At 66.9% G+C, this 20,526-nt stretch carries 21 protein-coding genes; 13 read left to right on the plus strand and 8 right to left on the minus strand.

From position 1 onward, the window contains the following. Positions 1 to 57: 57 nt before the first annotated feature. Positions 58 to 1,146, minus strand: a complete 1,089-nt coding sequence (locus KQ910_RS09280; RefSeq protein ID WP_229600362.1) for an ROK family protein — start codon at positions 1,144 to 1,146, stop codon at positions 58 to 60. Positions 1,147 to 1,250: 104 nt separating this feature from the next. Between KQ910_RS09280 and KQ910_RS09285 the strand changes: the two genes are divergently transcribed. Then, complete coding sequence (locus KQ910_RS09285; protein ID WP_216958639.1) at positions 1,251 to 2,330, plus strand: zinc-binding metallopeptidase family protein; 1,080 nt, start codon at positions 1,251 to 1,253, stop codon at positions 2,328 to 2,330. A 197-nt stretch (positions 2,331 to 2,527) separates the two neighbouring features. Here the strand turns inward: KQ910_RS09285 and KQ910_RS09290 are convergent, their stop codons facing one another. The 3 genes from KQ910_RS09290 to KQ910_RS09300 are packed head-to-tail and all read right to left on the minus strand — an operon-like array spanning position 2,528 to position 6,397. Further along, complete coding sequence (locus KQ910_RS09290) at positions 2,528 to 3,604, minus strand: DUF3500 domain-containing protein (RefSeq protein WP_216958643.1); 1,077 nt, start codon at positions 3,602 to 3,604, stop codon at positions 2,528 to 2,530. A 10-nt stretch (positions 3,605 to 3,614) separates the two neighbouring features. Beyond that, the gene (locus tag KQ910_RS09295; protein ID WP_216958646.1) at positions 3,615 to 4,256 is read right to left on the minus strand and encodes a redoxin domain-containing protein; all 642 of its coding nucleotides are present in this window, start codon (positions 4,254 to 4,256) and stop codon (positions 3,615 to 3,617) included. 8 nt (positions 4,257 to 4,264) lie between these two features. Then, positions 4,265 to 6,397 carry a protein-disulfide reductase DsbD family protein gene (locus KQ910_RS09300; RefSeq protein WP_216958649.1) on the minus strand — a complete coding sequence of 711 codons (2,133 nt, stop codon included), beginning with the start codon at positions 6,395 to 6,397 and terminating at the stop codon, positions 4,265 to 4,267. Between the two features lie 117 nt (positions 6,398 to 6,514). On the opposite strand from KQ910_RS09300, the gene KQ910_RS09305 reads away from it, so the two are divergent. The 5 genes from KQ910_RS09305 to sugE all read left to right on the plus strand — a co-directional run bounded on the left by KQ910_RS09305 (position 6,515) and on the right by sugE (position 10,855). Next, entirely contained in the window at positions 6,515 to 7,738 is a 1,224-nt protein-coding gene (locus KQ910_RS09305) for a Zn-dependent hydrolase (protein WP_216958652.1), read from the plus strand. 59 nt (positions 7,739 to 7,797) lie between these two features. Then, a complete protein-coding gene (locus KQ910_RS09310) occupies positions 7,798 to 8,544 on the plus strand; it encodes a FadR/GntR family transcriptional regulator (protein ID WP_216958656.1) in 747 nt (248 codons plus the stop codon). After that, a complete protein-coding gene (locus tag KQ910_RS09315) occupies positions 8,531 to 9,364 on the plus strand; it encodes an NAD-dependent epimerase/dehydratase family protein (protein WP_216958659.1) in 834 nt (277 codons plus the stop codon). The genes KQ910_RS09310 and KQ910_RS09315 overlap by 14 nt, the downstream gene beginning before the upstream one ends. A gap of 29 nt (positions 9,365 to 9,393) precedes the next feature. After that, on the plus strand, positions 9,394 to 10,329 hold the full coding sequence (locus tag KQ910_RS09320) for an N-carbamoyl-D-amino-acid hydrolase (RefSeq protein ID WP_216958662.1): 936 nt from the start codon (positions 9,394 to 9,396) through the stop codon (positions 10,327 to 10,329). A 205-nt stretch (positions 10,330 to 10,534) separates the two neighbouring features. Further along, positions 10,535 to 10,855 (plus strand): quaternary ammonium compound efflux SMR transporter SugE, encoded by a 321-nt coding sequence (gene sugE / locus KQ910_RS09325; protein ID WP_216958665.1) that lies wholly within the window; start codon positions 10,535 to 10,537, stop codon positions 10,853 to 10,855. 3 nt (positions 10,856 to 10,858) lie between these two features. On the opposite strand, the gene KQ910_RS09330 is transcribed toward sugE, so the two are convergent. The 3 genes from KQ910_RS09330 to KQ910_RS09340 are packed head-to-tail and all read right to left on the minus strand — an operon-like array spanning position 10,859 to position 12,995. Further along, positions 10,859 to 11,326 (minus strand): YybH family protein, encoded by a 468-nt coding sequence (locus tag KQ910_RS09330; RefSeq protein ID WP_216958667.1) that lies wholly within the window; start codon positions 11,324 to 11,326, stop codon positions 10,859 to 10,861. 12 nt (positions 11,327 to 11,338) lie between these two features. Further along, positions 11,339 to 12,178: a S49 family peptidase gene (locus KQ910_RS09335; protein WP_216958670.1), complete on the minus strand. Its 840-nt coding sequence runs from the start codon at positions 12,176 to 12,178 to the stop codon at positions 11,339 to 11,341. Positions 12,179 to 12,203: 25 nt separating this feature from the next. After that, positions 12,204 to 12,995, minus strand: a complete 792-nt coding sequence (locus KQ910_RS09340) for a tRNA1(Val) (adenine(37)-N6)-methyltransferase (RefSeq protein ID WP_216958673.1) — start codon at positions 12,993 to 12,995, stop codon at positions 12,204 to 12,206. On the opposite strand from KQ910_RS09340, the gene KQ910_RS09345 reads away from it, so the two are divergent. From KQ910_RS09345 to trpA, 7 genes are all read left to right on the plus strand, one after another. Further along, on the plus strand, positions 12,994 to 14,013 hold the full coding sequence (locus tag KQ910_RS09345; protein WP_216958688.1) for a polyprenyl synthetase family protein: 1,020 nt from the start codon (positions 12,994 to 12,996) through the stop codon (positions 14,011 to 14,013). The two genes, KQ910_RS09340 and KQ910_RS09345, sit on opposite strands and share 2 nt — an antisense overlap. Before the next feature lie 121 nt (positions 14,014 to 14,134). Then, a complete protein-coding gene (gene glpK, locus KQ910_RS09350) occupies positions 14,135 to 15,619 on the plus strand; it encodes a glycerol kinase GlpK (protein WP_216958691.1) in 1,485 nt (494 codons plus the stop codon). A gap of 56 nt (positions 15,620 to 15,675) precedes the next feature. After that, positions 15,676 to 16,428: an orotidine-5'-phosphate decarboxylase gene (gene pyrF / locus KQ910_RS09355; protein ID WP_216958694.1), complete on the plus strand. Its 753-nt coding sequence runs from the start codon at positions 15,676 to 15,678 to the stop codon at positions 16,426 to 16,428. 10 nt (positions 16,429 to 16,438) lie between these two features. Continuing rightward, positions 16,439 to 17,077 (plus strand): phosphoribosylanthranilate isomerase, encoded by a 639-nt coding sequence (locus tag KQ910_RS09360; protein ID WP_216958697.1) that lies wholly within the window; start codon positions 16,439 to 16,441, stop codon positions 17,075 to 17,077. A gap of 12 nt (positions 17,078 to 17,089) precedes the next feature. After that, positions 17,090 to 17,641, plus strand: coding sequence for a RidA family protein (locus KQ910_RS09365; protein WP_216958699.1), 552 nt, complete (start codon positions 17,090 to 17,092; stop codon positions 17,639 to 17,641). 58 nt (positions 17,642 to 17,699) lie between these two features. Then, positions 17,700 to 18,914 (plus strand): tryptophan synthase subunit beta, encoded by a 1,215-nt coding sequence (gene trpB / locus KQ910_RS09370; protein ID WP_216958702.1) that lies wholly within the window; start codon positions 17,700 to 17,702, stop codon positions 18,912 to 18,914. A gap of 2 nt (positions 18,915 to 18,916) precedes the next feature. Then, complete coding sequence (trpA, locus tag KQ910_RS09375; protein WP_216958705.1) at positions 18,917 to 19,750, plus strand: tryptophan synthase subunit alpha; 834 nt, start codon at positions 18,917 to 18,919, stop codon at positions 19,748 to 19,750. 114 nt (positions 19,751 to 19,864) lie between these two features. Here trpA and KQ910_RS09380 read toward each other — a convergent pair whose 3' ends face one another. Further along, positions 19,865 to 20,503 (minus strand): MBL fold metallo-hydrolase, encoded by a 639-nt coding sequence (locus tag KQ910_RS09380; protein WP_229600363.1) that lies wholly within the window; start codon positions 20,501 to 20,503, stop codon positions 19,865 to 19,867. Positions 20,504 to 20,526: the final 23 nt, after the last annotated feature.

Raw genomic sequence — 20,526 nt, forward strand, 5'->3', positions numbered from 1 at the left:
TGCAGCAAACCGGTGTCATCCTGAGCGTAGCGACGGATCCTACCTTGTTCGATTGCGTCACTCGCGATTGGTGAACCGCGCATTGCCCAGGCCGGTGCCGATCGTCATCACGCCCCAGTGCTCGACGTCCTTCATGTTCGGCACTTCGCTCAGCCCCTGGACGACCGCGTCGTTGTGGATCTGGATGAAGATATCGTGGGCACCGATCTTGGGGAGGTGTGCCGAGAGCGCGGCGGCGAGGTTGAAGGACTTGCCCTCCCAGTTGCCGGGCAGGTTCTGCCCACCCTTGAGGATGAAGCCGTGCTCGTCGATCAGGCCGGGGCAGCCGATTCCCATGAAGGGTGCGAGCTTCATCTTCTCCTCGCCCGCGCGGTCGATCAGCTTGGCGAGCATGGCGGCAATCTTCTCGACCGCCTCGTCGCGCCCGGGCTTGTCGTCGGCGTGGCGCCAGACCTGGCGCTTCCACACGTCGGCTTCTTCGATCTCGCCGCGCTTGCCCGAATTGAGTTCGACAACGCCCACCCGCACGTTGGTGCCGCCGATGTCGACGGCGAGGATGGCATCGTGCCCTGCCATCACCCAGCTTGGGGCGAGATGTACGGCACCAATCAGGCCCGCTTCGTCGGGATCGTTCTGGATCGCCGCGAGCTCGATTTTGATGCCATCGGCCGCCAGCATGATGCTGGTCCGTCCCATCGCCAGCTCTCCGATCCGGCTGCCGATCATGCCGCCTCCGATCACGATGCGCTGCGTGTCCTTCCACGTGTCCAATCGGAGGAAGCGGCGAATCACGGTCGCCAGTTCGCCGGCGAACTCCTCCACGACGGTGTGGACGAGGCCCGCTGACACCGGGTCGCCGCTGGACAGCATCTTGTCGAGCTTCGATTTCGAGATTTCCTCCATCGGCACGTCGCCGAACGGATCCTCTCCGCGCTCCTTCAGACGGTCTCGCCAATCGGCCAGGATGGCGTGAAAGGCGCGGCGACTGGCGCGATCGCCGACGAAGCCTTCTTCATCGCGCAATTCTTCATTGTAGGTATCCACCGTGACGGCCGGCAGGACACGGCCGCCATGGACGAGAACTGCGGGCGGCGTAATCGTCTCTTCGGGGAGCGTCGTATCCTGGGCTTTCGTCATGGCGCTCATGCGCGTCTCCCTGTGAGGCCCCATGAACGGGCGGTGCAGGTCAAAAGTTCCCCTGCGACCGGAAAGCACGGCAACACAGGGGCAGGTCGGACGTTGTGGCCGCGATGAAACTTTTCAAATGCCAGAGCTGCCAGCAGATCCTGTATTTCGAGAACGATGTCTGCGTGAAATGCGGGCACAGGCTCGGATACGTCCCCGAGGCCGCAACCCTCTCGGCGCTGGAGCCGAACGGCGACCTGTGGCGCGCCCTGGTGTCGCCGGACGTGCTGTACCGCTTCTGCGCCAATGCCCAGCAGGCCACCTGCAACTGGCTTGTCGATTCGACATCGCCGGAAGCGTTCTGCCTGTCCTGCCGGCACAACAGGACGATCCCTGACCTGACCGTCGCCGACAACCTCGCCAACTGGCAGAAGATCGAGATCGCCAAGCACCGGATGTTCTATTCGTTGCTGCGGTTCAAGCTGCCGGCCCCGACCAAGGCCGAATCGCCGGAAGCGGGGCTTGCCTTCGACTTCCTGGCAGAGCTTCCGGATCCCAATGCACCCAAGGTCATGACCGGCCACGACAACGGCCTGATCACCCTGGCGCTGGCCGAGGCCGACGACGCCTGCCGCGAGCAGAATCGCGTCGCCATGCATGAGCCGTATCGCACGCTGATCGGCCACTTCCGGCACGAGATCGGGCACTACTACTGGGACCGGCTGGTGCGTGACGGCGGCCAGCTCGACGCCTGCCGCGCAATCTTCGGCGACGACAGTCATGACTACGGTCAGGCGCTGCAGAACCACTATGCCAATGGCGCGCCCCCCGACTGGCAGGAAAGCTTCGTGAGTCAGTACGCGACCTCGCACCCGTGGGAGGATTTCGCCGAGACCTGGGCGCACTACCTCCACATCGTCGATACGCTGGAGATCGCGCGCGCCTTCGGCCTGTCGACCCAGCCGCTTCTGGCCAAAGGCGAGGAGCTGGATGCCAGCGTCGACTTCGATCCCTATCGCGCCACCGAGATCGGCCAGCTCATCGACAGCTGGCTGCCATTGTCGCTGGCGCTCAACAGCCTCAACCGCGCCATGGGCCAGCCCGACCTCTATCCTTTCGTGCTGTCACCGCCAGCGATCGAGAAATTGGGCTTCATTCACAAGCTCGTGCACGGCGCCAACGTTGCGGCCGCGCCCGCGGTTTAGGGTCTTTCCGATCGACGCAGAATCAAGTTCCTCCCCATTCAAATGGGGAGGTGGCGGCGTCTTACGCCGTCGGAGGGGGCATTGCTTTGCGCCACCCATGACCCCATCGCCCCGTATGACGGGGCACTTCCCCATCTGAATGGGGAAGTAATTGATCTTTGATAGCCAAGTCCAAGCCGGAAAGATTCTAGCCCGCGTCAGCGGTGCTTCTGCTGGCGATAGTGATCGGCCAGCGCGTCGCGGCCGAAATCGGCGGCGAGGTCGCGCCACACCGCATGGACGTGGTTGGCACCGTTCTGCGTGTTGTCGTGCTCGATCAGGGTCATGGGGCCGTGGACCCGGAAGTAGTGCGCCTCGCCTGGTGTCACTGACCCCGCCCAGGCGAAACGGAAGGTCGCGAGACCCTGCTGCATCACGCGCTGTTTCTGCTGGGCCAGAAGATCGGCGGCGAGCGTGCCGAGGAAACGGTCCATCAGCGCCTCGACCAGGGTGCGCTGCGCGCCGGTCATCTCACCCAGCAACAAGCCCTTTGGGCTACCGAGATCCTGCTCGCGCTGCGGGCTCGCCACGATCTCGCCGAACGAGCGGTTGGCGATGGTCGCGGCCTGTCGTTGCTGTTCGTTGAGGCCGGCCATGATCTGGCGGGCAATGTCTTCGGAGGCGCCGAGCAGGCGGAAGCCGCGATTGGGGCCGTCGCGCACCGTGGCAGGATGGGCGCCTGTGAAGATCGGCGTCACCGAGACATGGCCGGCGGCGGGCAGGGCCACGTTCAGCGAGAGGTGATGGCCTTCGAAGCGCCAGCCCCAGGGGAAGCGGCCGGGCGTGCCGAACACCGAGACGTAATAGCGGGCGGGGTCGCGAAAGCTGCCCTGCTGCTCGCGCAGCACGCCTTCGAGCAGGCGCACGCCGTCGAGTAGTTCGAGTCCGCGCTGGTTCAGCACCGAGGCGAACAGCGCGCGGGCCGCGTCGGCCTGGTTCTGCCGCATCTCGCCCAGAGCGAGACCCGGGCGGCTGCGCGGGATGTAGTGCCAGTCGAGGCGATTGGCCGAGTCGAAAGCGATCATCGCCTTCTGGCGCTGGCCCTCGTCGAGCGAGATCAGGAAGCGATTGGCGGCGTCGGCGATGCGCTGCGCGGCGTCGACCGTCTGGGCGCTGGCGGCACCGAACGGCAGCAGAGCGGCCACCGCCAGCACGGTCCGCCGCGTGGGCGGGCCGTGGTGGTGATGATGGTGGTGAGGCTCCTCGTCGTGCGGATGCCAGCCGTCGTGCGGCATGGCCGGTCCGTCAGGTCGAGGTCTTCGGGTATTTCAGCGTGCAGCCATAGGCGCGGGTCGAGGAGTCGGCGACCTTCTGGCCGGCCTGCACCTGGCCCAGCGCGACGCGGACGTACTGCGTGGCCTTGGGGATGTCGGCGGCGCTGGACGACGGGATCGAGTCGATGCCGCCCTTGTAGACCAGCGTGCCGTTGGCATCGATGATGTACATGTGCGGCGTCACCGTCGCGCCGTAAGCGCGCGCGACCTTGCTCTGCGGGTCGAGCAGCACGGCGGCCGGCGCGGCGTTGCGGCTCCTGGTGAGGTCGTTCGCCTGCTGCGCGGTGACATGGCCCTGCTCGCCGGTGGCGGAGGAGGCGACGGTCAGCCAGACGACGCCCTTGGCGGCGGCCTCGCGCTGCTGGTCCTGCATGTTGTTGGCGTTGTAGTGCTTGCGCACATAGGGGCAGTCGTGATTCGTCGTCTCGAGCACGACGATCTTGCCCTTGAGGTCGGCCAGCGACCAGGTCTTGCCGTTGCTGTCGACGGCGCTGAACTGAGGTGCGGGCTTGCCCACATCGGGGCTCGTCGTGGCGAAGGCGGCGGCCGGAGCGATGGCGATCGCGGCGCTGCCGAGCAGCAGGGTACGACGGGGGACATTCAGCTTCGACATGGTGCCTCCTAACGTTTGGCTTGCTGGATCGACGACAGTTCCGAGAGGATCAGCGACTCGGTGAGGACCTGCGGCAGGATCTTCGGTCGATCCGCGCCCGGTGCCCAGAACAGGTAGAGCGGTACGCCCGCCCGGCCGAGTTCCTTCAGGACGCCCGTGATCTCGGCATCACGGTTGGTCCAGTCGCCCTTGAGCTTGACGACGCCCGCCTGCTCGAAGGCCTTGCGGACGGCCGGCACTTCGAGTGCGACGCGCTCGTTCACAAGGCAGGTGATGCACCAGGCGGCGGTGAAGTCGACGAACACCGGCTTGCCGGCGGCAACGGCCTCGGCCATCCGGGCACGCGAAAAACGCTCCCAGCCCTCGAAGCTGACGCCGGCACTGGCAGCGCCCGACGCCGAGGCGGCGGTCGCGGGACTGTCGTCGATCTTCAGCGTCGCGGCGAAGGCCAGCAGCACGGCGGCGGCGGCGAGGCCGCGCCGTACCCAGGTGCCCGCCGGGGCGCCGCTGCCGATCCGCAGCAGCCAGATGGCGAAGGCGATCAGGATCATGCCGCCCAGCGCATAGAGCACGCCATCGGCGCCGGTCTGCTGGGTCAGCACCCAGATCATCCAGACGGCCGAGGCATACATCGGGAAAGCGAGGAACTGACGCAGCCGGTCCATCCACGCGCCCGGCCGCGGCATAAGCCGCTGCAGCGCGGGCGTCATCGACAAAGCGAGATAGGGGAGGGCCAGACCGAGGCCCATCGCCAGCAGCACCGCCACGGTGGCGGGCGCGGGCTGGCTGAGGGCAAAGCCCAGGGCCGCTGCCATGAACGGCGCGGTGCAGGGCGTCGCCACGATCACCGCCAGCACGCCGGTGAAGAAGGCGCCGGTCGTGCCGCCGCGCGAGACCAGACCCTGGCCGACGCCGGCCAGCCGCCCGCCGACCTCGAACACGCCGGAGAGGTTCAGGCCGACCACGAAGAACAGATAGGCGATCAGCAGCGAGAAGACCGGCGACTGGAACTGGAAGCCCCAGTTCACCTCGCCGGCAGCCGAGCGGATCGCGATGACCACGCCGGCCATGGCGGCGAAGGAGATCAGGACACCTGCGGTATAGGCGATGCCGTCGCGCCGCATGACGCTCTGCTCGTGACCCGCGAGGCGCGCGAAGGCCGCGGCTTTCATGGCCAGCACCGGGAACACGCAGGGCATCAGGTTCAGGATCAGGCCGCCCAGCAGCGCGAACAGCAGCGCCTGCACCAGCGAGATTTCTTCCGCTCCCACAGCGTTCGCCAGCGACGCCGTGGCCGTCGGCACGAAGGCGGGGTCGAGCCTGGCCGAGAGATCGAAGGCCTGCTTCACGCTGCCGTCGGCAGTCTTCTCCGTCAGGACCAGCGTACCGGCGAGTTCGGCCGGCATTGCCGTCTTGGCGTCGCCCTTCTTCAGCGGAATGCGGATGCCCTTGGCGGTGACCGTGGCGTTCTGCTTCGCCATGGTGGCGACGGGGCCCCACTCGGCCGGGAAGAAATAGATATCGCTGATCGCGCCGGCTTTCAGGCCCTTCGCCTCGACCAGCAGGGTCGGATCGCCGGCCTTCGACACGCCGTAGCGCGCGGGCCACGGGCTCTGCGTCGGCAGCGCGCGGCGCGCCTGCTCAAACAGGGTCCGCGTCTCCGGCGAGGCCGGCGTCGCGGCGGCACCCGACGGCAGCACCAGCTCGAACCGGCCTTCCTCGGGAATGCAGACGTCTTCGCAGACCAGCCAATTGGCTTCCGCCGCGAGGGTGAGCGGCCCCGAGAGATTGGCCGGCGGCGTGATGCGCACCAGCAGGACGGACTCGTCCTTGAAGCCGTAGTTGGTGATGCCGCCGATATCGAAGCGAGACGGCGCCGGCCAGACGATCGGATCGGCCCTGACGCCTTCGGGCAGCTTCCAGGCGATTTCCGTGGGTAGGCCCGATTCGCCCGGATTCTTCCAGTAGGTGTGCCACTTCGGCCGGATGGTCTGGCGCAGGCCGACCCAGAAGGGCTCGCCTGGCTTCACCGTCGCCACTTCGGCCACGAGCTCGGAACGCACATGGTCGGTCTGTACGACAGACTGCGCAAAAGCCGGGCTTGCCAGCAGAACGAGCAGGAAGGCGAGGAAACGTCCCATCGCTTTCCTAAGTGACCCCGGCCCGTGGCGCTGGCAAGGCAATCCGGATCAAGCCGTCGTGATATTTTGCCCGATATCCAGCGAACGTCTAAGGTCTTGGTTACACTGGAGAAATTCATGTTGCGACTGGATGAAGGGCGACTGCTCGGTGCTCTGGACGAGCTGGCGTCCATCGGCGCCATCGAAGGCGGGGGCTGCGCGCGTCTGGCGCTCACCGACGAAGACCGGCTCGGCCGCGATCTCGTCGTGGGCTGGATGAAGGCGCTGGGCCTCGCGGTGACGGTCGATGCCATCGGCAACGTGATCGGCGTGCGCGCCGGTCGCGAGAACCTCGCGCCCATCATGACCGGGAGCCATATCGACACGGTTCGCACCGGCGGGCGCTACGACGGCAATTACGGCGTGCTCGCGGGGCTCGAGGTCGTGCGCGCGCTGAACGAGGCCGGCGTGACGACGCGCCGGCCGATCGCCGTCGCCTTCTTCACCAACGAAGAGGGCGCGCGCTTCCAGCCCGACATGATGGGCAGTCTCGTCTATGTCGGCGGCATCGGGCTCAACGAGGCCTATGTCGCAGCCGACAAGGACGGCGCCTCGGTCGGCGACGAGCTGCGCCGCATCGGCTATCTCGGGCCGGTGAAGCCCGGTGCGTTGAAGCCGCATGCCTTCGTCGAGCTACATATCGAGCAGGGCCCGATCCTCGACGAGGAGAAGGTTCAGATCGGCGTCGTCGAGAGCGTGCAGGGCATCTCGTGGACCGAATACACCGTGACCGGCATCTCGAACCATGCCGGCACCACGCCGATGCGCCTGCGTCGCGACGCCGGCTATCTCGCGGCCTCGGTCAATCTCTTCGCGCGCAAGCTCGCCTGGGAGATGGGCGGCGACCAGGTGGCCACGGTGGGCTCGCTGGCGCTGCGGCCCAACCTCATCAACGTCGTGCCCAATCGCGCGATCTTCTCGGTCGACCTGCGCAACACCGACGAGGCGAAGCTCAAGGAGGCCGAGGCCAGGGTCGCCGCCCATATCGCGGAGGTCGCCGCGGCCGAGCGGGTCGAGGTCGAGGCGAAGGTGCTGGCACGCTTCGAGCCGGTGATTTTCGATGCGGGCCTGGTCGACCGGGTCGAGCACCATGCGAGGGCGCTGTCGCTCAGCACGCGCCGGATGCCCTCGGGCGCCGGCCACGACGCGCAGATGATGCAGCGCGTCTGTCCGACAGCGATGATCTTCGTGCCGTCTGTGGCGGGCCTCAGCCACAATGTGAAGGAACATACCGAAGCGGCCGATCTCGCCGCCGGGGCGCAGGTGCTGCTCAACGTGATGCTGGAGCTCGCCGGCACATAGCTTCTGTACGGCGAGCGGCGGGCCCGGATGATCGCCGTTCTCAATTGTCTGACAACTTCATGGCCGCTAGCATCCCCTCGATGGCCGACAAGCAGCCCGCCAACAATCTTGCCGAGCAGGTGATGGCGCGGCTCAGCGCCGACATCCGCGGAGGCCGGCTGGCGCCCGGCGCGCGCCTTCCGACCGAGCAGGAACTGACCACGGAATTCGGCGTGAGCCGCACCGTCGTGCGCGAGGCGGTCGCCGCTCTGCGGGCCGATGGGCTGGTGGTGACGCGCCGCGGCTCCGGAGCCTACGTCGCTGATCCGGCGGCGGGCCCGTTTCGAATCGTCCCGCCCCGCGCGACCTCGCTGCCCGACATCATCAACGTCATGGAGTTGCGGCTGGCCGTCGAGGTGCAGGCCGCGGCCCTGGCGGCCGAGCGCGCCAGCCGCAAGCAACTCGCGTCGATTGAGGCGGCGTGGCGCGCCATCGAGGCCGCCCTGCAGCGTGGCGAGGGCGCCGTTGCCGAGGACTTCGCCTTTCACCGCGCCATCGCCGAAGCCACCGGCAACGATCAGTTTCCGCGCTTCCTCGCCTATCTCGGCAACCATGTGATCCCGCGCCAGAGCGTGCGGCTCGAAGTCGATACACCGGCCGAGCGCCGCCTCTATCTCGAACGCATCCAGCTCGAACACACGCGCATCGTGACGGCGCTCTCCGACGGCGATCCGGTCGAGGCGCGGCGCGCGATGCGCGACCATCTCACGCGCTCCCTCGAGCGCTATCGCAAACTGGCAGGAGGAAAGAAGAATGGCCGACGCTAGGAACGCCCGGCGCCGCATCGTCCTCACCGGCGCCGCCGGCGGCATCGGCACCATGACCCGGCCGCTGCTGGCGAAGCTCTATCCAGGGCTGGTGCTGAGCGACCGGGTCAAGCCTGCGGACCTGCAGCCGGGCGAGACCTTCGTCGCCGCCGATCTCACCCGGCCCGACGAGGTGGCCGCGGTGCTGAAGGACGCCGACGGCGTCATCCATCTCGGCGGCCATTCGGTCGAGGGCACCTGGGACCAGATCCTGCAGGCCAATATCGTCGGCTGCTACAATGTCTTCGAAGCGGCGCGGGAGGCCGGCGTGAAGCGCCTGATCTTCGCCTCGTCCAACCACGCGATCGGCTTCTATCCGCGCAGCAAGCGCATCGGCACCGACCTCACGGTCAAGCCTGACAGCCGCTACGGTGTCAGCAAGGTGTTCGGCGAGGCGCTGGGTTCGCTCTATTCCGACAAGCACGGGATCGGCGTGACCTGCTTCCGCATCGGCAATGTCGGCCCGATGCCGCTCGACGTGCGACGCCTCTCGATCTGGATCTCACCGCGCGATCTCGTGCAGCTTTTCCAGATCGGCCTCGATCATCCCGATCTCCGCTACGAGATCTTCTACGGTGCGTCGGACAATGCAGCGGGCTGGTGGGACAATTCGCGGGCCCAGCAGCTCGGCTATCGTCCGCAGGACAAGGCCGAGGATCACCGCGTCCACGCCGAGGCCGAGCAGGCAAAGATCGGACCAGATCCGGTCGGCGATCTCTTCCAGGGTGGCACTTTTTGCTCGGCTGAATTCACCAACGACGTGAAGCGCATCGGTTCCTAGACGCTATACTCGTCGGCGAAGAGGTGACGATGACTCGTTTTCTGACTGTCGGTGCGGCGCAGATGGGGCCCATCCAGCGCAGCCATACCCGCCGCGACGTGGTCGAGCGGCTGATCGCCCATCTGCGCGAAGCCAGGCGCATGGGCTGCGATCTCGTGGTGTTTCCCGAGCTCACGCTTACGACCTTCTTCCCGCGCTGGTGGATGAAGGACCAGGCCGAGATCGATTCCTTCTTCGAGCAGGAGATGCCGTCGAACGAGACGGCGGCGCTGTTCAACGAGGCGAAGCGGCTCGATATGGGTTTCTGTCTCGGCTATGCGGAGCTCGCCAACGAGGACGGGCGCATCAGGCGCTTCAACACCTCGATCCTGGTCGAGCGCGACGGCCGCATCGTGGCCAAGTACCGCAAGGTCCATCTGCCGGGTCATGCCGGGCACGAGCCCGAGCGTCCGTTCCAGCATCTCGAGAAGCGCTACTTCGAGGTCGGCAATCTCGGCTTTCCCGTCGTCAAGGCGTTCGGCGCCAACATGGGCATGTGCATCTGCAACGATCGCCGCTGGCCCGAGACCTATCGCGTCATGGGCCTGCAGAATGTCGAAATGGTGCTGCTGGGCTACAATACGCCGCTGCACAACGCGCCGTCACCCGATCACGACGAGCATTCCTGGTTCCACAACCAGCTCTCCATGCAGGCCGGCGCCTACCAGAACGGCACCTGGGTGGTCGGCGTCGCCAAGGGCGGCACCGAGGAGGGCGTACCCTCGCTCGCCGACAGCATGATCGTGGCGCCCTCGGGCAAGGTGGTCGCGCGCGCGGGCGGCGACGGCGACGAGCTTGTCGTCCATCGCTGCGACCTCGATGCCGGCAAGAGCTACAAGACGACGACCTTCAACTTCGCCGTCCACCGCCAGCCCGACCAGTACCGCATGATCGTCGAACGCAAGGGCGCGCAGGACCCAGTTTGATGAAAAGCGAAGGATCCCTCACTGCGTTCGGGATGACAAAAATAGTGTCATCCCGAACGCAGTGAGGGATCCTTGGCGTTGCGCCGCCGTAACGCCTTGCGCCGTCTTCACGATCTGCCTAGGTGACCTTGCGCCCGGCGGGGACGACCCCGCCTTCGAGGGGCAAGCGTCGGGACGACCCGGCTTCTTGCAAAGGGTGCGTCCGATGGCTTGGTTCATTCTTCTGATTGCCGGTCTCTGCGAGATCGGTTGGGCGATCGGCCTCAAATATACCGACGGTTTCACGCGGTTGGCGCCGTCGGTCCTCACCGGTGCGGCGATGGTCGTGAGCGTGGTCCTGCTCGGCATTGCGCTCAAGACGCTGCCGGTCGGAACCGGCTACGCGGTATGGACGGGCATCGGCGCCGTCGGCACGGCAATCCTCGGAATCTTCCTGTTTGGCGAAGCGACCGACCTGCCGCGCCTCGCCTCGATCGGCCTGATCGTGGCGGGGATCATCGGATTGAAGCTGACCAGCGCGGCTTGAGTCTCAGACGACTTCGCTTTTCGCGAAGTTGCCATAACTGCGGTCCGGCGTGCCGCGGAACAGCGACATATGCGTGTGGGTGGCCACGAACGGGTCGCCCACCGCCTTGCGTCCCATGACGGTGGTGGTGCGGCCCGGCCGGTCGAAGCGGTCGCCGTTGGGATGGAAGCCGTAGGACTGCCACACGCCCATGCCGACGGCGGTCAGCCGGTCGGCCGAGACGATGGCCTCGATCTTCGACAGGTCGTAGCGGAACTCGCGGATCGTGCCCCACACGTTGCGCCACTGCTTCTGCTCGGCCAGCTCGCGACCATGCATGAAGTCGGTGAAGGTGCCGAAGGCGATCATGTCGTCGGCGAAGATCGGCCGCGCGCCCTCGTAGTCGACGTCGCGGCAGTGCCTCGACAGCGTGTCGAACCACTGGCGCACGGCGGCGAGATCGTCGGCGGTGACGGGGGTACGAAGGTTCATCGCAAGTCTCTCCTAGAGTCCGAAACGCTGCCAGTGCGCCCGCTCTTCCAGGGCGGCGAGCGTAGCGGGTCCGATCATGTCGATGCCGCCGCCGAGCCCACCTTGCAGGCCGAAGCGCGACAGCAAGCGGCGACGCGGACCGATGACGGGCAAGCGCACCTTGTCGCCGTATCGTTGCTGCAAGGTCGCGCGCAACTCGCCGAACCCGTCTACCAGGCCGAGGTCGATGCCGCGCCGCGCCGTCCAGAACTCGCCGCTGAAAAGGGTGTTCTCGTCGCCTTTGAGGAGCCTGCCGCGCCGCTCGCGGACCCAGTCTTTGAAGCCGTCGTGGATCTCCGCCTGGAGGCGCTTGAGACGCACGACATCCTCCGGCTGCTCCGGGCGAAAGGGATCGAGCATCGACTTGTTCTCGCCCGACGTATGGACGCGGCGCTCCACGCCGATGCGCGTCATCAGGTCCTGGAAGCCGAAGCCCGAGCTGATGACGCCGATCGAACCGACGATGGAACTGGGATCTGCGATGATCTCGTCGGCGGCGCAGGCCAGCCAGTAGCCGCCGGAGGCGGCCACGTCCTCGACGAAGGCGATGACGGGCAGGCCCTTTTCGCGGGCGTGCAGCCGGATGCGCTGCGCGATCAGAGCCGACTGGACGGGCGAGCCGCCCGGCGAGTTGAGCGCCAGGGCGACGGCCCGGGCGCCGCGCGTCTCGAAGGCCCGCCTGAGCAGCGGCGCGACCGATTCAATCGACAGGCTGCGGCCTCCCAGCAGGCCGCCGTTGGCGATGACGCCGGAGAGGCGAACGACGGGCACGACCGACCCGCGGCGAAAACGATTCCTGACCCAATCCAACATGGCGGGCACTGTCGCGGCGCCGCCTCTAGAAGGCAAGCGGCCGGCCGTGGCGCAGGATCGCCTCGGCCTCGTCGGTGTAGCCGCCCTCAGGCCGGTGCAGCACCAGCGGTTCGGCCTCCCGCCGGCGCAGGCCCGACCCGCGGCGGGCACGGACCAGCACGCGCGCGGCCGGCGGCAGGCGCTTCACGGTGACATCGCCCCAGCCAAGTCTGGCCAGGATTGCGACGATCTCCTCCAGCCGATCGCTGCGATGTATGGCGAGCAGGGTTCCTGCAGGTTTCAGCGCCCCGGCGGCCACCGTCAGCCACCGGACGAGGTCCGCGCTCGATTCGACGGTCGCCAGGGCCTTGCTGCGATCGGGGGACGGATCGGCGACGGCAGCGGCCAGATAGGGCGGGTTGGTCGTGACATGGTCGAACAGGCCAAGGCCGTCCGGGAGCGGCGCCGCCAGATCGTGAACGAGCGTTCTCACGCGGTCCCCGGCATGGTTGAGTGCAACATTACGCTCGGCCAATGCGGCCAGCTCCGACTGCAACTCTATACCGGTTATCTGGCAGTCCGGCACACGCGCCGCGATGCAAAGGCCGACGGCGCCGACGCCGGCTCCCAGATCGAGCACGCTCTCGCCGGCCTTCGCTTCGGCGGCCGCCGCGAGCAGCACCGCATCCACCGCGATCCGGTATCCGCGTCGGGGCTGCAAGAGTTTGACGCGGCCGCCCATTACCGTGTTTTCGGTCGGCGCGGATTCCATGCTACTCATCTGCTTCGATAACATGTCGCAATAACAGGCTTCATCGGAGAGTTGGTCTCCCGTCATGGCAACCGTCGTCTCCCTCGAAGGCAAGCGCAAGTCGCCCAGCCTCGAACCGCTATTGGCGTTGTGCACCGACGACATGGCGCGGGTCGATCGCGAGATCGTCGCGCGCATGCGGTCGCAGGTCCCGCTGATCCCCGAACTCGCCAACCATCTGGTCGGCGCCGGCGGCAAGCGCATGCGCCCGTTGCTGACGGTCGCCGCGGCGCGGCTGTGCGGCTACAGCGAAGCCAGCGATCGTCACATCAAGCTCGCGACCTGCGTCGAATTCATCCATTCCGCCACGCTGCTGCACGACGACGTCGTCGATGTGAGCGCGCTGCGCCGCGGCAAGCCCACCGCCAACACGGTGTACGGCGACAAGGCCTCGGTGCTGGTCGGCGATTTCCTGTTCACGCGAGCCTTCGAGCTGATGGTCGAGGTCGGTTCGCTCGATGTCCTCGGCGTGCTGTCCAATGCCTCCTCGACGATCGCCGAGGGCGAGGTGCTGCAGCTCGTCAGCCAGCGCGACATCAGTACGCCTGAGGCGACCTATCTCGAGATCATCAAGGCGAAGACCGCCAAACTCTTTGCCGCAGCGGCCGAGGTCGGTGCCATGGTGGCCGGCCGCAACGGCCCCGAGCGCGTGGCGCTGCAGAGTTTCGGCATGAATCTCGGCATCGCCTTCCAGCTCGTTGACGATGCGCTCGATTACTCGGGTCGCGAGGCCAAGCTCGGCAAGTCGGTCGGCGACGACTTCCGCGAGGGCAAGATCACCCTGCCGGTGATCCTGGCCTTCCTGCGCGGCGGCGCCGTCGATCGCGAATTCTGGAAGCGCACGATCGAGAAGCTCGACCAGCGTCCCGGGGACCTCGAACAGGCGTACAGCCTGATCGAGCGCCATGGCGCGCTGGCCGACACGCTGGAGCGGGCGCGCCACTATGGCGCCATGGCACGCGACGCGCTGGGCCTGTTTCCCGGCACGCCGCTCAAGGCCGCGCTGCTCGAAGCGGTCGATTTCGCCATCGATCGCGCGCACTAAAGCGCCTTCGGCGAAGCTGAAGGCGCTGGCGGGCGGCAGCGCTTGTAATCAAGCGCGAGAGCCCGCACGGAACGTACAAAGACGAAGATGCCAGCCAAAAGCTGGTGTGTTCTAATCCGGCATGCCCGTCCGCCACGTCCTCGCCATCGACCAGGGTACGACCAGCACCCGCGCCATCGTGTTCGACGACACGGGACGCCCCGTGGCCTCGGCGCAAAAGGAACTACCCCAGATCTTCCCGAAGTCCGGCTGGGTGGAGCACGACCCGGAAGAGATCTGGTCGGCGACGGTCGAAGTCTGCCGCGGAGCGCTCGCCAAGGCGAAACTCGATCCGAAGGCGCTGGCGGGCATCGGCATCACCAACCAGCGCGAGACGACGATCGTCTGGGACCGCGCTACCGGCAAGCCGATCCATAACGCCATCGTCTGGCAGGATCGTCGCACCGCCGATCGCTGCACCGTTCTGAAGAATGACGGTCACGAGAAGCTCTTCACCGACCGCACCGGCCTGCTGCTCGATCCGTATTTCTCGGGAACGAAGATCGCCTGGATCCTCGACCATGTCGCCGGCGCCCGCGCCGCGGCGGAGAAGGGCGCGCTTGCGGCCGGCACCATCGAATGCTTCCTGCTGTGGCGCCTGACCGGCGGCAAGGTGCATGCGAGCGATGCCACCAATGCCAGCCGCTCTCTGCTGCTCGACATCCGCAAGGGCACCTGGGACGCCGAGCTGATGAAGATCCTCGGCGTGCCGGCCTCGATGCTGCCCAAGGTGGTCGACTGTTCGGGCGAGCTGGGTGTCGCCGATGCGAAGATCCTGGGTGCAGCGGTGCCCATTCTCGGTATGGCGGGCGACCAGCAGGCCGCCACCGTAGGACAGGCCTGCATCAAGCCCGGCATGGTGAAGGCGACCTACGGCACCGGCTGCTTCGCGCTGCTCAATACCGGCAGTATCGCTGTGCATTCGCGGCATCGGTTGCTCACGACGATCGCTTATCAACTCGACGGCCGGCGTACCTATGCGCTCGAGGGCAGCATCTTCATCGCGGGTGCAGCCGTGCAGTGGCTGCGGGACGGCCTGAAGCTCATCGAGAAGTCCTCGGACGTGGAGAAGGTCGCCGCCGCGGCCCGGGATGGTCATGGCGTCTACATGGTGCCGGCCTTCGTCGGCCTCGGCGCGCCGCATTGGGATCCCGAGGCGCGCGCCGCGATCCTCGGCCTGACGCGCGATTCGGGGCCCGGCGAGATCGCCGCGGCCACGCTCGATTCGGTCTGCTACCAGACCCGCGACCTGCTGGAGGCGATGCGCGGCGACGGCGCCCAGATCGACGAGCTGCGGGTCGATGGCGGCATGGTGGTGAACGATCCGCTGATGCAGCGGCTGGCCGACACGGTGGGCACGCCCGTCGAACGACCGGAAGTGACCGAGACGACGGCCCTGGGCGCGGCGTTCCTCGCGGGCCTTGCGGCCGGCCTGTGGCCCTCGCTGGAGGCCCTGTCCGAGACCTGGGTGCTCGACCGGGCTTTCAAACCGGCCGAGGACAGCGCCGCCCGCGACCGGCGCTATGCCGGCTGGAAGGACGCGGTTCGCCGGGTCCGCAGCGGCTGAGCCGCGCTGAATTCCCGATTGCTGGTAGGGGGCGTGGCCATTAGGTTGCGCCCGCCATGAAGACCTGCGCCAATCCCGTCTACTGCAGCATCGACACCACCGATCTTGCGCATGCCACCCGGCTGATCCAGAGCATCGCCGGTGGGCCGAAGCCGGCCGTCGGTGGCATCAAGCTCGGCCTCGAATTCTTCCTGGCCCATGGCGCGCCGGGTGTGCGCTACGCCTTCCCGATGCCGGTCCGCGCGACCGGCGTGGGCTTCTTCCTCGATCTCAAGCTGCACGACATTCCCAACACGGTGGCCGGCGGCATCCGCGCCGTGGTCGAACTCGCGCCGACCTTCATCACGATCCATGCGGGCGGCGGTCGCGAGATGATGAAGGCGGCGGTCGACGAGGCGGGTGCGCAGGCGGCCAAGCAGAACGTCGCGAGGCCGAGGCTGCTGGGCGTCACCGTGCTCACGTCGCTAGACCGGTCCGATCTCGAGGCGACCGGCGTCAACGCCGATCCGTCGGACCAGGTGGTGCGCCTTGCGGCTCTCGCCCAGGAAAGCGGCCTCGACGGCGTAATCTGCTCGCCGCTCGAGATCGAAGCGCTGCGCAAGCGCTGCGGTCCCGACTTCGTGCTGATGGTGCCGGGCATTCGCCCCGTCGGCAGTGCCGCCAACGACCAGAAGCGGGCGATGACGCCGCGCCAGGCGGTCGATCTCGGCGCCACCAACCTCGTCGTCGGCCGGCCGATCTATCAGTCAGCCGATCCGCGCGCCGCCGCCGAAGCGATCGCGCGCGAGGCCGGCGTCAACGACCTGTGATGGTCGGGCCGTGACCGTCGAAGCCAAGATCTGCGGACTGTCGACGCCCGAAACGGTCGATGCGGCCGTCGAGGCCGGCGCGAGTCTCGTGGGCTTCGTCACCTTTCCGCGTTCGCCGCGCCACGTCGAATCGCTCGATCTGCTCGCGGCGCTCGGCAAGCGCGTGCCGCGCTCCGTGATCCGTGTCGGCCTGTTCGTCGATGCCGACGATGCGCTGATCGATGCGCGCCTGGCGACGGGCGCGATCGACATGCTGCAGCTTCACGGGTCGGAGACGCCCGAGCGGATCGCCTCCCTCAAGGCGCGGACGGGCAAGCCGGTGATGAAGGCCATCAAGGTCGCGGTGCCGGCCGACGTCGATCGCGGCATCGCCGCCTATGCCGGCGTTGCCGATCGCCTGATGTTCGACGCGGCCGATGGCACGCTGCCCGGCGGCAACGCAACGGCGTTCGACTGGTCGATCCTGTCGGGGCGCATCGTCCCGGTGCCGTGGTTCCTCGCCGGCGGGCTCACGCCGGCCAATGTCGCCGACGCCGTGCGCGTGACCGGTGCGCCCGCCGTCGACGTTTCTTCTGGTGTGGAATCGAGCCGCGGTGTGAAATCGATTGAACTTATCCGCGCCTTCGTGGGCGCAGTAAAAGCGTTGTAAGGAGCAGGCGGCATGAAGATCGAAGAGCGGCTGAAGGAACTCGGCATCGAGTTGCCCGTGCCGACCACGCCGTTGGGCAGCTACGTCAATGCCGTGCGCACCGGCAACCTGCTCTACATGGCGGGCAAGGGGCCGGGCCTGCCGGGCAAGCCGCTGCCGGTGGGCAAGGTGGGGCGCGACTTCTCGCTCGAACAGGCCAATCGCCTCGCGCGCGACACCGGCCTCAGCATCCTCGGCGCCCTCAAGGCCGAACTGGGCGACCTCGATCGTGTGAAGCGGATCGTCAAGGTGCTGGGCATGGTCAACGCCACGTCGGAATACGGCAGCCATCCCGAAGTCATCAACGGCTGCTCCGATCTCTTCGTCGAAGTGTTCGGCGAGAAAGGTCGCCATGCCCGCTCGGCAGTCGGCATGGGCTCGCTGCCGCGCGGCATCCCGGTCGAGATCGAGGTGATCATCGAGATCGAGGACGATGCTCCGCCGCCGCGGGTCGCCGCCGCACGGCCGGCCGCAAAGCCCAAGGCTGCGCCGAAGGTAAAGGCTGCCAAGAAGAAGAAAATCTAGGGCTTTTGACCGACCCCAGCCGGGACTGCTAAGCCGGCCGCTCCCGACAGGAAGACCAATGCCCAGCGCACCCAACAGTTTCCGCACCGGCCCCGACGAGCGTGGGCATTTCGGCATTTTCGGCGGCCGCTACGTCGCCGAGACGCTGATGCCGCTGATCCTCGATCTGGAGAAGGCCTACAGCGCGGCCAAGGCCGATCCGTCGTTTCAGAACGAGCTCGACTATCTGCTCGAGCACTATGCCGGCCGCCCCAGCCCGCTCTACTACGCCAAGCGCCTGACCGAGAAGCTGGGCGGCGCCAAGATCTACTTCAAGCGCGACGAGCTGAACCATACGGGCAGCCACAAGATCAACAACGTGCTGGGCCAGGTCCTGATGGCCAAGCGCATGGGCAAGACGCGGGTCATCGCCGAGACGGGCGCCGGCCAGCACGGCGTCGCCACCGCCACCGCCTGCGCGCTGTTCGATATTCCCTGCGTGGTCTTCATGGGCGCCGTCGACGTCGACCGGCAGGCGCCCAACGTCGTGCGCATGAACATGCTGGGCGCCGAGGTGCGCGCCGTGACCGCGGGTTCGGCCACCCTCAAGGACGCCATGAACGAGGCGCTGCGCGACTGGGTGGCGACCTGCGAGAACACGTTCTACTGCATCGGCACCGTGGCGGGCCCGCATCCCTATCCGGCGATGGTGCGGGATTTCCAGTGCGTCATCGGCAACGAGACTCGCGTGCAGATGATGAAGGCCGAGGGCCGTTTGCCCGACACGCTGGTGGCGTGCATCGGCGGCGGCTCGAACGCCATGGGCCTGTTCCATCCGTTCCTCGACGACAAGGGGGTTCGCCTCGTCGGCGTCGAGGCGGGCGGCAAGGGTGTGGAGACCGGCGAACATGCCGCGTCGCTCACGGGTGGCCGCCCGGGCGTGCTGCACGGCAACCGGACCTACCTCCTGCAGGACAAGGAAGGCCAGATCACCGAGGCGCATTCGATTTCCGCCGGTCTGGACTATCCCGGCATCGGGCCCGAGCATTCCTGGCTGAAGGAAGCGGGCCGCATCGAGTATGTGTCGGCCACCGACAACGAGGCGCTCGCGGCCTTCCAGATGCTGTGCAAGCTGGAGGGCATCATTCCCGCGCTCGAGCCGGCCCACGCTCTGGGGCATGTGATCAAGCTCGCGCCCACCTTGCCGAAGGACAATCTGCTGGTGATGAATCTCTGCGGACGCGGCGACAAGGATGTCTTTGCCGTTGCCGAACGCCTTGGGATGAAGATCTGACCATGAGCCGCATTGCAAAGCGCTTCGCCCGGCTCAAGGCCGACAAACGTGCCGGTCTCGTCACCTATGTCACCGCCGGCGATCCCAACCTCGACGTCAGCTACCAGATCCTGAAGGGCCTGCCCGCGGCAGGCGCCGATCTCATCGAACTCGGCATGCCCTTCACCGACCCGATGGCCGACGGCCCGTCGATCCAGCTCGCGGGCCAGCGCGCCCTGAAGGCCGGCATCACCGTCGATGCGACCTTCGACATGGTGCGTCGCTTTCGCAAGGAAACCGGCGACAACGACACGCCGATCCTGCTGATGGGCTACTACAATCTCGTCTACCAGCGCGGCCCCGAGCGCTTCTGCAAGGATGCCGCCGCCGCCGGTGTCGACGGTTTCATCCTGGTCGACCTGCCGCCGGAAGAGGCCGACGAACTCAAGCCCTATGCGGTCGCGGCCGGCATCGACACGGTGCTGCTGACGGCCCCCACCACCGACGACGAGCGCCTGCCGGCGGTTCTGAAGTACTCCTCCGGTTTCGTCTATTTCGTCTCGGTGCTCGGCATCACCGGCACCAGTTCGGCGACGGAAGAAGCGGTGCGCACCCATGTCGAGCGGATCAAGCGCCACACCGAATTGCCGATCGGCGTGGGCTTCGGCATCCGCACCCCGGATCAGGCCGCTGCCATCGCGCGTCACGCCGATGCCGCGGTCGTGGGCTCGGCCATCGTCGAGCGCGTGAAGGCGGGCCTCGACGACGAGGGCAAGGCCAAGCCCGATCTCGTCCCCGGCGTGTTCGCCTACATCAAGGCCCTGGCCGACGGCGTGCGCGGCGTGCGGAAGGCCTGAAGCACTCCTGTCATCCTGAGCGAAGCGAAGGATCTCATGCCGGCCAAGGAGTCCTTCGGTCGCTTCGCCTGGTCGTTCGCTGCGCTCAGGACGACAGCCAATCCCTGACCCGTCCTAATCTTCGAAGTTGAGATCGGCGACGTAAGGGTTGGTCTTGCGTTCCCAGCCGAAGGTCGAGGTCTGGCCGTGGCCGGGTACGAAGGTGATGTCGTCGCCGAACGGCCACAGGCGGTGGCGGATCGAATCGAGGAGCTGGTCGTGGTTGCCGCGCGGAAAATCGGTGCGGCCGATCGAGCCCCTGAACAGCACGTCGCCGACGAACGCGACCTTGGACGGCTTGTTCACGAAGACGACGTGTCCGGGCGTATGACCCGGGCAGTGCACCACGTCGAAGGTGACGTTGCCGAGGCTCACCGTCTCGCCGTGCGTCAGCCAGCGGTCGGGCACGAACGGCTTGTAGACCGGGAAATTGTACTTCCTGCCGGAGTCGGGCAGGCCCTCGATCAGGAACAGGTCGTCCTCGTGCGGGCCCTCGATCTTCACGCCGTAATGCTCGGCCATGGTGCCGGCGGCCGAGGCGTGGTCGACATGGCCGTGGGTCAGCAGGACTTTCGTCACCTTTATGCCCTGCTGGTCGATCGCCTGTTTCAGCATGTCGAAGTCGCCGCCGGGATCCACGGCGGTTCCCTCCATGGTTTCATCGCACCAGACGATGGAGCAATTCTGCTGAAACGGGGTGACGGGGGCGATCATGACCTTGAGCATCCCTCCGATCT

It is taken from the genome of Reyranella humidisoli (assembly GCF_019039055.1).
Classification (GTDB): domain Bacteria; phylum Pseudomonadota; class Alphaproteobacteria; order Reyranellales; family Reyranellaceae; genus Reyranella; species Reyranella humidisoli.